The sequence below is a fragment of the Pseudoalteromonas sp. AS71 genome, from assembly GCF_038900275.1.
In the GTDB taxonomy this organism is placed as follows: Bacteria; Pseudomonadota; Gammaproteobacteria; order Enterobacterales; family Alteromonadaceae; genus Pseudoalteromonas.
In genome coordinates, this window is sequence record NZ_JBBMQZ010000005.1 from 189,787 (window position 1) to 202,866 (window position 13,080).

Below are 13,080 nucleotides of genomic sequence, written 5' to 3' on the forward strand. Positions count from 1 at the left end.
ATGGCGCCTTACAATATAGTGTTCAAGTGCACCTTGTTGAGTTTCTTTTTTTAAGGTCTATGCATTTGCTTTGCTATAAAATACAATGGCTATATAACAACAAGGATTATTTTGTCTCAAATTAAGTGGCCCAAGCACAATGCTGATTATTAGTTTAACTATTATTGCCAGTTTATTTTATGTGTTAGCAACGTCTCACGTGCTTTCACGCCTGTTTCATCAACAAGGCCCTAGCCAAAAAGTAACCGTTATTTTAAGCACGGTTGCTATAGTGGCGCATATGCTGCTGTTAGTTAACTCTGTTTTTAGAGCCGACGGTCAAGATTTAAGTATCGTAAACGTCGCTCTTTTGACCTGCTGGGTGATTGTAGTTTCGGTGACGGCTGTCTCACTAAAATTCCCTGCGACTTTATTGTTGCCCGTTGTTTATGGTTTTGGTGCCTTACTAACCATTGCCAGTTTATTTATTCCTCATCATATTTTATTACAAAGTATTAATATTGAGGTGGGTTTAGTAACGCACATCTCCTTATCTTTGTTAGCCTACTGTATTTTAATTATTGCTACTTTATATGGTGTACAGTTTTATTTTATTGATAAACGTTTAAAACGTAAAGATTTAGCAATTGTGCACAGCCACCTTCCGCCTTTAATGGTTGTGGAGCGCCAGCTTTACCAACTTCTTAATTTAGGCACTATATTACTCACATTTGCATTACTTTCAGGGTTTGTATTTCTTGATGGAATGTTCGCTAAAGAGTTCATTCATAAAACAATATTATCGTTAGTTGCGTGGGCTATTTTTGCCGTTGTAGCTATCGGGCATATGAAAAAGGGTTGGCGCGGTAAACCGGTGGTTATTACAATCATGGTCGCTGCATTTGTCCTCACACTCGCTTATTTTGGCAGCCGTTTCATACAAGAAGTGATACTAAATAAGTTTTAACTTGACTCTGCTTGCTCACTCTAGCTTAATACGCATTGATTTATAAGAAAAGGATCCATCGTTGGACGACATATCGACAAGTACCCTATTTATCATTTTAGGTTTTTTGGTGCTTTTTTCTGCTTATTTTTCTGGTTCAGAAACCGGAATTATGTCAATCAATCGTATACGCCTGCGACACCTCGCTAAAGAGGATCATCGTGCAGCTAAACGAGTCAGTAAATTACTTAGCCGTCCAGATAGACTCATCGGTTTAATTTTAATCGGTAATAATCTTGTTAATATAGCAGCAGCCCAAGTTGCAACCATTATAGGTATTCGCCTTTACGGTGACCTAGGTATTGCTATAGCAACGGGTGTGTTAACTCTTGTAGTGCTTATATTTGCAGAAGTAACACCTAAAACCCTTGCTGCCCTCTACCCTGAAAAAGTTGCTTTTCCAAGTTCAATAATACTTAAGGGATTACTAAAAATTATGTTCCCTTTTGTTGTGGTTATTAACTGGATGACAAACGGTATACTGCGGTTATTTGGTATTAGTGCCGCTCAAATCGACGAACACAGCATGAGTAAAGAAGAATTAAAAACAGTACTCAATGAGTCCGGTGCACTTATTCCTGCTCGTCATCAAAGTATGCTGACTTCAATTTTAGATTTAGAACAAGTAACCGTTGAAGATATTATGATCCCACGAAACGAAATTGTGGCCATTGATATTAATGACGATTGGAAACTAATTAGTCGCCAACTTACCCACGCACAACATACTCGCGTGTTGCTGTATCGCGATAACATAGATGATGCAGTAGGTTTTATTCACTCACGTGATGCGCTTCGTCTACTTACAAAAGAGCAATTTGATAAACCATCTTTGCTAAGAGCCGTACGTGAAATTTACTTTATCCCTGAAGGAACATCACTAAATACTCAGCTATTAAAGTTTCAGCAATCTAAAGAACGCATAGGCTTAGTGGTAGATGAGTATGGCGACATCCAAGGCCTAGTGACCCTAGAAGATATTTTAGAAGAAGTTGTTGGCGATTTTACAACTACTCAAACTCGTACGCCGAGCGAAGAAGTAGAAACACAAACTGATGGCTCATGTATTGTGGATGGCGGCGCTAACGTACGCGATTTAAATAAAGAAATGGGTTGGGATTTTCCACTCGATGGACCTAAAACTCTGAGTGGTTTAATTGTTGAATACTTGGAGAATATTCCTGATGCAAATATTAGTTTGCGTATCGCAGGATATCCTATTGAAGTACTCGAAGTAAAAGAAAACATGATAAAACAAGTGAAGATACTGCCGAATAAGCGTTCTCGCTAAATAAAAAAGGAGCCAATTGGCTCCTTTTTTATATCCATTAATAACTATCTAGCCAAATATAAGACGTTCAAACCAACCTTTATCAAGCTCTTCTTCGCAGTGTTTTAATTGCGCACCATAACGGCTAGCTCTGTGCTTAACTTTGTTCGCAACACCCATTAGCCACTTTTTCTTTTTGTACGTGCCACGCTTATACCCACCCCAACCTTCATGATAATTAAGGTATTGTGCGTAAGCATCCCATTTAGATATTTTATTTACTTTATGCGTTTTATAAACAAACCACGCCATAAAGTCGATTGCATCGTCAAAGTCGTCTCTATCAGCACCGTTGTTGCCTGTTTCACGAATATAATCAGACCATGTTGGTGTTTTAGCTTGCGAGTAACCATAGGCATCACTTGCGCGACCGGTAGGAATTATCCATAAGAAGTACTCCATAGGCGGAGCGGCATCATGCTTAAATGAGCTTTCTTGGTACATCATACTCATGAGTACATGCTTGGGAGAACCCCATTTTTCTTGTGCATCTTTTGCGTCGAAATACCAATCTGGCTTTTCTTCAAAGATTTTACATAAATCGTTAGGTTGCTTTGGAGGCGCTGTAGCACAACCGGCTAAAGTAATGGCGAGAGATAGGATAATTGCATTTTTTTTCATTTTTCTAAGATCTCACAGAACTTTTTTAAAAAGTGTGGGTCTGACTCAATGAATGCAGCAGTACAGCATTAATTCATCCCTGAATATATTTACGCAGCCAACTTAGGCTGCGTTTTTTTTGCTTAAATTTTGCTAAATATAAAGGTTATTTACCGTCAAAATACGCATCTAAAAATGCGGTAAATGACTGGGTATCTGCTTGCTCAATTGCAGCTTGTGCTTCGTTAGACTCTACAACTTGTTGTTCCAGCCAAGGTTTTAAAAACTCGCTGTAGCCTGTATCTGCGTGGCTTTGCTTATATTTACTAGCCAATGCTAGTGCAAAGTGGCCGTTGTCTAAGCCAGACTCTTTTAACTGTGACACGTAACGTCCAGAGTAAGTAAGCTCTGGATTATGTATCCACGTTGCCATGCGCTTTATAGTATCTGAGTAATAGTTAACACCATAAGCATTATCCATCCATTTAGCGACATCAGTAAGCTGGGTAAATATTTCATCGCCCCACGACTGAAGACTACGTTGTGTGTTATTAAAGTTAAGCATTAGCCCTTCTTCTCGACCTTGGTTTACTACTGTGTCGAGATTTTCAGTACTACGCGCTTGTTCTTTCCAATCCATTGGAGCTGAATCTTTTAATAAACAATACGTTAAAAACACATCTAAAAAGTGAATTTGCTCAATATCAATACCAACTTCACTAAACGGGTTTACGTCTAATGCGCGAATTTCTACGTATTCAATGCCAGCTCGAAGCAATGCATCCGTTGGCGTTTCACCACTTTTTGCATTACGCTTTGGACGGATTGGCGAGTAAAATTCGTTTTCAATCTGCAGAATATTTTTATTTAACTGCTTAGGGTTTTCACTCTTGTAGTCATCAAGATCACCATAAATTTCTGATGGTGTGTTGATTGCTTTTTTAAGGCCCGCTACATATTCATCTAACGAGTTATACATTACGCGTAGTGACGACTGAGCGCTATTTGTATAACCTAAATTACCTAAACGCAGTGCTGTACCAACTTCTAAGTAAAGCGTGCCTTTACCTAGTTTTTTAAATGGTAAGTCGGTTTTTCGCCCTTGCAAAAATGAGTTACACAATGCTGGCGATGCGCCAAACATATAACTTATTAGCCATAGTTCGCGTTTAAAGTTACGAATAAGCGCTAAATAACCTTCTGAGATAAAATCTTGAAGGTTTGCATTGCTTTTTTGTAACGAATGAAGTGACTGCCAAAGCGTATCTGGAAATGAAATATTAAAGTGAACACCCGCAATTGCTTGCATCATACTACCGTAACGATTTTTTAATCCTTCACGGTATAGTGTTTTCATTTGGCCTGTATTTGAACTACCAAATTGAGCTAGCACTATATCGTCTTGGTGCTCAATAAAACACGGCATGCTAATAGGCCAAAGCAGTTCATCACCCATTTTTTCTAGAGTGAACTTTTGAAGGTCTTTTAATTGCTTAAGCGTTTGCGTTGACGATTCACTAACTGGAGTAATAAATTCAAGTAAAGACTCAGAAAAATCAGTTGTGATATGGCCGTTAGTTAACGCACTGCCCACACCTTTTGGGTGACCTTGAGGTGATATAGCGCCATTATCTTGTATTCTCAGCGACTCTCGCTCTATGCCACGTTTAATGCCTTTAACTGCATGTTGGTGCTCATTTACTGATAACGCTTCAAGTGCGTTAGCTAAATCATGTGTTGTCAAAAAATCTTTCCTCGGGCCACGTGGCTTAATCATAAGGTTATGGGGGCTAATTACTTAGACTCAAGATAAATACCAATTTTATTGAAAATATGATCATTCTATCGCATTAAATAGCGCACTCACTGCGTTAAAAATTATTCATATAGAACAACTATATGTCATAATTTTCGCCTTACTATTGTGCTATTTTCTTAACGCTATAATAGATCACTTATTTAATGCAACTGTTATAAATTGCTAAGAACAATATAATTTTTCTAAGTTAATAATTATTTACCCACTCTATACATGCGTTTGATATGACCAACATCATTATATTAAGTCGTAATATTGCCATTGCTCTGGGCATTATACAAATGCTTTAAATGCGTATTTAAGTATAAATTAAATACGCAAAATATAAGCCTAAAATAATAGACCGGAACTTGTTTAAAATGAGTTCAATTTAGCTATCCGACATTTAAATTTGATCTAGATCAATAAACACAATTATTTGCCTTATGGGCATAAAAGGAATGACGCTATTTTTTGCTTTGTAGTGTGTAACCAATATAATGACAGCAACAATAAAGGATGATAATAAACATAATGCACAATGATAAAAGCTTAAAAAATGAAGAAGTATACTTTGATGAGTCACAAGAGCTTGTTTCTACTACCGACCTCAAAGGTGTAATAACATACGTAAATCAAGAGTTTTGCTCTGTGGCAGGATATAGCGCACAAGAGCTTATCGGTCAGCATCATAATATTGTTCGTCACCCTGATATGCCAAAAGCTGCTTTTAAAGAAATGTGGGCAACATTAAAAAAAGAACACTCGTGGCGTGGTATGGTTAAAAACCGCTGTAAAGATGGCCGTTATTATTGGGTAGATGCCTTTGTAACACCCATTTTTGAGCATAGTCGACTTGTTGGTTATCAATCAGTAAGAACCAAAGCGAGCTCTCAACTTAAACAACATGCACACGCTCTTTACTACAAAATAAATACCAACAAACCATCATTTAATCTGCGAGAACACACGGGGATAAGACAAAGCATCACATTCATATGCCTATTATTTTGGCTAATTTTTACAGCTGTTGCTGGGTCAATTACTATCGCTGCAATTAGCCTATTTATTTGCGCTTTAGTTATTGTGCTAAATTATGACGAATTGATTGTTACCCCTAAAATATTACGCGAACAAAAAGCGCAAGCCGATTCAATCTCTCGCTATATTTACAGCGGCCACACACCGCATAGCATAAGTGATTATAGAGAGCAAATGCTAAGCGCAAAGTTGCGCACGGTTCTTGGCCGTATGAAAGACTCTACATTAAGCTTTAATGGCATTGCGACTGATCTAGATAAACAATCTACGCTTACTGAAAAAGGCATTTCTTCGCAAGGTGAGCGTTTAGAACAAATTGCATCAGCGATGACTCAAATGAGCTCTACCATTGGTGAAATATCTGTGAATACCGCTCAAACAGCTGATAAAGTGAATAACACCCACCAAAGTTGCTCTGAAATAAAAGACCATATTGCAGATAATAGTAAAATGGTATCTGATTTAGCTTTTCAAGTAGAAAAGGCTGCAACCACAGCCACCAGCTTAGCCTCCGAAGCAGATAAGATTGGTAAGGTAATGAGTGAAATAGAGGGAATTGCCGATCAAACTAACTTACTTGCCCTTAATGCAGCGATTGAAGCAGCTAGAGCGGGAGAGCATGGTCGAGGCTTTGCTGTAGTCGCCGATGAGGTAAGGACTCTTTCGTCACGCACTCAAAATGCTACGACACAAATCCATAGCTCTATTAAAGAAATACAAGACACTTTATTTAGCTGGTCCAAAGTAATGCAAAGCACTAAAGCACAAGCCGATAACTGTGTTTTGACAACCGATAAAACCCAAGTTGAATTAGAGGGGATTTTTATCCAAATCAGTAAAATATCTCACTTGGCAATACAAATATCATCCGCTGCAGAAGAGCAGCAAATGGTTAGTAACGACATTAGTAATAATGTTTCGCAAATTAAAGATTTTGGCGATAACAACTTAAGCTTAAGCTTTAATGTGGCAAAAGGTGCAGCTGAGCTTGTTGAAGGCTCACGTAGAGTGAACGATTTATTACTAACTTTTAAAGTTTAACAAACATAAAAAAGCCGCTATTTTAGCGGCTTTTGACTTTAATTATTTGCAATTAACGCTTAGTAAATACCAAGCCTTCATCATTTGCGTCGATAACAATCACGCAACCAGGTATGTAGTCTCCATTAAGTAGCTTTTGTGCCAGTGGGTTTTCTATCGTTTGTTGGATAGCCCGCTTAAGCGGACGTGCACCGTACACAGGATCAAACCCACTTGCTGCAATTCGCTCAAGAGCCGCATCACTTATTTCAAGCAGATACCCCATCTCTGTTAAACGCTCACGTAATTTCATTAACTGAATATCAGCTATTTCTTTTATGTGCTCGTTAGCTAATGGGTGGAACACGACCGTCTCGTCTATACGGTTAATAAACTCAGGCCTAAACTCATTAATTAATACTTCCATTACTTTAGCTTTAAGGGTCGTATAGTCATTATTACCCGCTTGCTCTTGGATAATATCTGAGCCTAAGTTTGAGGTCATAATAATAACGGTATTTTTAAAATCAACCGTTCTACCTTGTCCGTCAGTTAATCGGCCATCATCTAATACTTGCAGTAAAATATTAAACACATCAGGATGTGCTTTTTCTATTTCATCAAGCAATATCACTGAGTAAGGTTTACGACGTACGGCCTCCGTTAAATAACCGCCCTCTTCGTAACCTACATAACCTGGAGGTGCCCCTACTAAGCGTGCAACTGAATGTTTTTCCATAAACTCAGACATGTCGATACGCACCATGGCATCTTCGGTATCAAACATAAAACCAGCCAGTGCTTTTGTCAGCTCTGTTTTACCCACACCTGTCGGGCCTAAAAATAAGAAAGAACCAATAGGACGGTTAGGATCTGCAAGCCCGGCACGCGAGCGGCGTATTGCGTTAGAAACAGCAACAACCGCCTCATCTTGCCCTATTACTTTACTGTGTAACTTATCTTCCATTTGCAGCAGCTTTTCACGCTCACCTTGTAGCATTCTTGCAACAGGAATACCTGTCCAGCGAGACAGTATTTCAGCAATTTCATCCTCACCTACTTGGTTTTTAAGCAGAGTCATTTCTTGCATTTCGGCTTGTGAGGCTAAATCGAGCTTGCGCTCAAGCTCAGGAATTCGTCCATATTGCAGCTCTGACATACGCTGTAAATCACTTGCTCTTCGCGCTACATCTAAATCTAACCTTGCCTGTTCAAGCTCGGCTTTAATTACTTGCGTGCCTTGAAGTGATGCTTTTTCAGCATTCCATATCTCGTCTAGCTCACGGTATTGCCCATCAAGATCGGTGATCAACTCTTGCATTTCAGCTCGGCGTTTTTGGCTTGCTTCGTCTTTTTCTTTCGCTAGCGCGTTATCTTCTAATTTAAGTTGGATAATACGGCGTTCGAGTTTATCTAACGATTCTGGTTTTGAATCAATTTGTAATCGAATTGAAGAGCCTGCTTCGTCTATTAAATCAATCGCTTTATCAGGTAACTGACGATCGCTAATGTAACGATGAGATAACTGCGCCGCAGCAACAATCGCGGGATCAGTAATTTCTACTGAATGATGTAGTTCATATCGCTCTTTTAGGCCTCGCAATATTGCGATGGTATCTTCAACCGATGGCTCTTCAATAAGTACCTTTTGAAATCGACGCTCAAGAGCTGCGTCTTTTTCTATGTATTTACGATATTCATCAAGCGTGGTTGCGCCTACGCAGTGTAATTCACCGCGTGCTAATGCTGGCTTTAACATATTGCCTGCATCCATTGCGCCATCACTTTTTCCTGCACCCACAATAGTATGTATTTCATCAATAAATAAAATGACTTGGCCTTCTTCTTTAGCCAATTCGTTTAATACTGATTTTAGACGTTCTTCAAATTCGCCACGGTATTTAGCACCCGCAACTAACGCACCTAAATCAAGTGATAGTACGCGTTTGTTTTTTAATCCTTCAGGTACTTCACCGTTAATAATACGCTGTGCTAACCCCTCCGCGATTGCTGTTTTACCAACACCCGGTTCACCGATTAATACAGGGTTGTTTTTAGTACGGCGTTGTAATACCTGAATCGTGCGGCGAATTTCGTCATCGCGACCAATAACGGGGTCAAGCTTACCTTGCTCAGCTCGCTCAGTTAGATCAATCGTGAACTTTTCAAGCGCTTGACGTGTTTCTTCGGCATTTGGATCATCAACTTTTTGGCCGCCGCGAATCGCTTTAATTGCAGTTTCAATTTTGGTCGAGGTAATATTTAACGACCTAAATATATCGCCAAGTGGACCTTTATCATCGCATGCCGCCAGTACAAATAATTCACTTGAAATATATTTGTCTTTGCGTTTTTGCGCGTACTTATCACATAGGTTAATAAGTGATGCCATATTATTTGATAGCTGAACGTCACCACCGACACCTTCGACCTTAAATAATTTTTCTATTTCTTGTGAAAGCTTGGTGTTGAGTTCGTCAGCGCTGACACCCGTTTGTGCAAATAATGCACGTACACTAGAGCCACTTTGCTTTAGTAGTGAATACATTAAATGTACGGGTTCAATAAATTGATGATCGCGGCCAAGGGCTAGCGATTGCGCATCAGAGAGCGCAGATTGAAATTTACTTGTAAATCTATCTAAACGCATGGTGTTACCTATTAAATAATCTAATTGCTTAATTAATGGGTATGTTTAGGTGTTTGTTCAAGGTGTAGGGGGAAATATAATGATTAAAGATACTAATTACTTGCGCCAGATCAAACTTGCCATACGTCCGGTTTGTCCATCCCGTCGATAAGAAAAAAATAAGTCACTTTGAGAGACTGTACAATAGTCGCCGCCTGTAATATTTTTAACGCCTTGCTGGGTAAGGAAAGTACGCGCAATACCATAAATATCAGCAAGATATTTGCCATTAGCTTGTGGTGTAAATGCTTGAATAAATGAAGAAGACCTTTTTTGAAATAACTCAAGCACTTCAGCCCCAACCTCAAATTGAGTTGGCCCAATTGCAGGCCCTAGCCACGCACTTATGTTTTCATACTTTGAGCTAAAACATTCTAAAGTATTTTTAATAATTCCCTGCTCAAGCCCTCGCCAGCCGCCATGTATAGCTGCAACTTCCTTTTCATCATCACTCACTAATAAAATAGGCAAGCAATCGGCAGTCATTATAGCCAAAGGCTGATTTAATAACTGAGTATAAAGCGCATCAGCATTGTGTAACTCATCAAAATCAAAATGCTCATCAACAATAACAACATTAGAGCTATGAACTTGATTTAGCCACACGGCAGGTTTAGGTAAGTGTTTGGTTAATAGTGAGCGGTTTTTTGATACATGATTTTGATTATCACCAACATGGAATCCCAAATTAAAACTTTTAAATGGGATTTTTGAAACACCACCTCCACAAGTAGTACTTAACGTTCCTACTTTATGAAGGTTTTGCCATGTCGCTGACAATAAGTGCATTATCTATCGATATCAGGATTAGCTTTAGTATCTTCACGTAGTGCATGTGTCATCGCGACCATGTCGTCTGGGATAGGTGCTTGCCATGTCATCATTTCACCGGTGATTGGGTGCGCAATACTCAATTTTACAGCATGTAGTGCTTGGCGTCTAAAGCTACGAAGTAACTCAAATAATTCAGGTGTTGCACCTTTAGGTGGACGCGGACGGCCGCCATAAGATTGGTCGCCAATTAGCGGGTGATTTAAATGTGCCATATGCACACGAATCTGGTGAGTACGACCTGTTTCCAAGCGCAGACGTAAACGAGTATGAGCACGGAATTTTTCAGCAACACGGTAATGTGTAATTGCCGGTTTACCCAGTTCATGTACTGCCATATGAGTACGCTGAGTCGGATGGCGGCCAATTGCTTTTTCAACCATACCACCTGCGGTCATAGTGCCATTACACAGTGCTTCATATTCACGCGTGAAGTTTTCACGCTTTTGTAACGCTGTTACTAAATGCGTTTGTGCTGGAATCGTTTTAGCTACAACCATTAAACCGGTCGTGTCCTTATCTAAACGATGCACAATACCCGCGCGTGGCACGTTAATTATTTCAGGGTAGTAATGTAGTAATGCGTTTAGCACTGTTCCATTAGGGTTACCCGCACCAGGGTGAACCACTAGGCCCATTGGTTTATTAATTACCAAAATATCATCGTCTTCATAAACAATGTTTAATTTGATATCTTGTGCTTCGTATTCGCGTGGTGCTTCAATTGTTGTTTCAACACTTACAACTTCACCACCTAGTAGCTTTTCGCGTGGAGTGTTGAAAATTTCACCGTCTACGGTGATTTTATCATCCAATATCCACGTTTTTATACGAGAACGTGAATAATCAGGGAACAATTGTGCTAATACTTGGTCTAGACGTTTACCACCTAATTCGGTTGGAACGTCGGCTTGAAGAGAAATTTGCTCTGACATTAGTAACTTTACCCAATTTACCAGTGCAAGCTTTGCTCGACTGGGTTAGAATCGCTTTTAATAAAAGCATAATATAATACGCATAGTTTACTCGGTTTTACCGACTTGGCCTAGCCGAAGACATCGAAGGTAACAAATAAAATGATAAATAAAATAGGGAAACGTGCATTTGCCATTGTTTTTTCAGTTTCTGTACTTAGTTTAGGCGCTTGTTCGTCTGCTCCAGACCAAGAAGACATTCAACGTGTACCGAATAAATCTGCACACGCTTTATATGAAGATGCAAAAGAAACACTAGATTCTGGCCTATATGCTCGTGCAATCGAACTTTTGAGTGCAATAGACTCCCGCTATCCGTTTGGGCCATTCTCTAAACAAGTACAAATGGACTTAGTGTATGCACATTACCAATCAGGTAATACTGAACAAGCACTTGCAACCATTGACCGCTTTATTCGCTTAAATCCAAACCATAAAGACCTAGATTACATGTATTACATGCGTGGTTTAGTAAACATTAAAGCTGATAAAAATGCGTTCCAAGAATACTTTGGTGTAGATAGAGCAGACCGTGATGCTAACCGTACTCGTGTTGCATTTACCGATTTATCAACACTAGTAAAACGCTTTCCGAAAAGTGATTACGCACCTGAAGCTAAGCGTCGTTTAGTATGGCTTCTAAATCGTATGGCTCGTTATGAATTGAAAGTAGCCACTTACTATTATGAGCGTGAAGCTTATTTAGCTGCTGCTAATAGAGGTAAATTTGTTGTTGAACATTACTCACAAAGCAGTTACTTAGATCCAGCGCTTGAAATGATGGAAAAAAGTTACAATCAATTAGGCTTAACTGAGCTTAGTGAGCACGCAAAGCAAACAAGAAGACTAAATAAAAGAACTAAATAAATAAAAAAGGCGCTTACTAAGCTGTCTCTTATACACAAATCCCTGCTAAGAAATTAGCGGGGATTTTTTTGAACTAAATCTCAATGTCATGATCAGATCTTCAAATCTTGTTTGAGGGCACATTATGATTAACGAACATACTCATTGGGCAAAACAACAATTCGGTAAATCGGACTTAGGTGATCCAAGAAGAACAGCGCGTCTGGTAAAGTTAGCATCAACGCTTGCAAATGAACCAGGAAAACCACTTGTAAACATCACTCAATCCCCCGCCGATATGGAAGGTGCCTACCGCTTTATTCGCAACGAGAATATTGACGCAACGGCTATAGCAGAGTCAGGCTTTAAAGCCACGGTTGAACAAGCAAAAAGTCATAACTTATTGCTCGCATTAGAAGACACGACCACACTAATTTATAAACATTCCTCCATTCGAGATGATTTGGGTCATGTCGGACGAGGAGCAAAACAACGAGGCTTGTTAGCTCATAGCGTATTACTGTTTGCGCCAGACACAAAGCAAGTTGTGGGATTAATTGAACAGTCTCGCTGGAGTCGTGATATCAACACGATTGGAAAAAGAGAAAAACACGCGACGACTTCTTACGAAGAAAAAGAAAGTTACAAGTGGGAGTCAGCGTCACGAGCGATGGCAGAGCGGCTGCAAGGACAAATGGCGAACGTGATATCGGTGTGTGACCGCGAAGCGGACATCTACGAATACTTGCAGTATAAACTGACCGAGCAGCAACGATTCGTCGTACGCTCGATGCAAAGTCGTCATATTGAAGAAGGTGAGGATAAGCTCTATGCGTTTGCAAGCGAGCTGATGAGTGCAGGCACCAAACACATCCACATTGCACAAAAACGGAGTTTTTCAAGTTAGTTGTCGCATCAAATTAAATTTTATGCCGCCCGCATTGCTTCTTTTTTCTCTGGATTTAA

At 39.5% G+C, this 13,080-nt stretch carries 9 protein-coding genes and 1 pseudogene; 5 read left to right on the plus strand and 5 right to left on the minus strand.

Translation table 11 applies throughout. The features are described 5' to 3' along the window. Window positions 1-139 precede the first annotated feature (139 nt). Entirely contained in the window at window positions 140-946 is an 807-nt protein-coding gene (gene ccsA / locus WNY98_RS05745) for a cytochrome c biogenesis protein CcsA (protein WP_024593585.1), read from the plus strand. A gap of 61 nt (window positions 947-1,007) precedes the next feature. After that, on the plus strand, window positions 1,008-2,276 hold the full coding sequence (locus tag WNY98_RS05750; protein WP_007581396.1) for a CNNM domain-containing protein: 1,269 nt from the start codon (window positions 1,008-1,010) through the stop codon (window positions 2,274-2,276). A 48-nt stretch (window positions 2,277-2,324) separates the two neighbouring features. On the opposite strand, the gene WNY98_RS05755 is transcribed toward WNY98_RS05750, so the two are convergent. Both WNY98_RS05755 and gshA read right to left on the minus strand, forming a co-directional pair. After that, window positions 2,325-2,936 carry a transglycosylase SLT domain-containing protein gene (locus WNY98_RS05755; RefSeq protein WP_010554629.1) on the minus strand — a complete coding sequence of 204 codons (612 nt, stop codon included), beginning with the start codon at window positions 2,934-2,936 and terminating at the stop codon, window positions 2,325-2,327. A 145-nt stretch (window positions 2,937-3,081) separates the two neighbouring features. Then, complete coding sequence (gene gshA / locus WNY98_RS05760) at window positions 3,082-4,659, minus strand: glutamate--cysteine ligase (RefSeq protein WP_024598434.1); 1,578 nt, start codon at window positions 4,657-4,659, stop codon at window positions 3,082-3,084. Window positions 4,660-5,247: 588 nt separating this feature from the next. On the opposite strand from gshA, the gene WNY98_RS05765 reads away from it, so the two are divergent. Continuing rightward, the gene (locus WNY98_RS05765) at window positions 5,248-6,795 is read left to right on the plus strand and encodes a PAS domain-containing methyl-accepting chemotaxis protein (RefSeq protein WP_342877358.1); all 1,548 of its coding nucleotides are present in this window, start codon (window positions 5,248-5,250) and stop codon (window positions 6,793-6,795) included. Window positions 6,796-6,847: 52 nt separating this feature from the next. Here WNY98_RS05765 and clpB read toward each other — a convergent pair whose 3' ends face one another. The 3 genes from clpB to rluD form a co-directional block, all read right to left on the minus strand. After that, window positions 6,848-9,424: an ATP-dependent chaperone ClpB gene (gene clpB / locus WNY98_RS05770; protein WP_024598436.1), complete on the minus strand. Its 2,577-nt coding sequence runs from the start codon at window positions 9,422-9,424 to the stop codon at window positions 6,848-6,850. A gap of 96 nt (window positions 9,425-9,520) precedes the next feature. Continuing rightward, window positions 9,521-10,252, minus strand: coding sequence for a peptidoglycan editing factor PgeF (gene pgeF / locus WNY98_RS05775; protein ID WP_342877359.1), 732 nt, complete (start codon window positions 10,250-10,252; stop codon window positions 9,521-9,523). Continuing rightward, the gene (gene rluD, locus WNY98_RS05780; protein WP_002962209.1) at window positions 10,252-11,229 is read right to left on the minus strand and encodes a 23S rRNA pseudouridine(1911/1915/1917) synthase RluD; all 978 of its coding nucleotides are present in this window, start codon (window positions 11,227-11,229) and stop codon (window positions 10,252-10,254) included. Before rluD ends, pgeF begins: the two co-directional genes overlap by 1 nt. Window positions 11,230-11,370: 141 nt before the next feature. Between rluD and WNY98_RS05785 the strand changes: the two genes are divergently transcribed. Further along, window positions 11,371-12,135, plus strand: a complete 765-nt coding sequence (locus WNY98_RS05785; protein WP_024598438.1) for an outer membrane protein assembly factor BamD — start codon at window positions 11,371-11,373, stop codon at window positions 12,133-12,135. Between the two features lie 124 nt (window positions 12,136-12,259). Further along, window positions 12,260-13,003: pseudogene (locus WNY98_RS05790) on the plus strand (IS4 family transposase); the annotation flags it as partial. Window positions 13,004-13,080 lie beyond the last annotated feature (77 nt).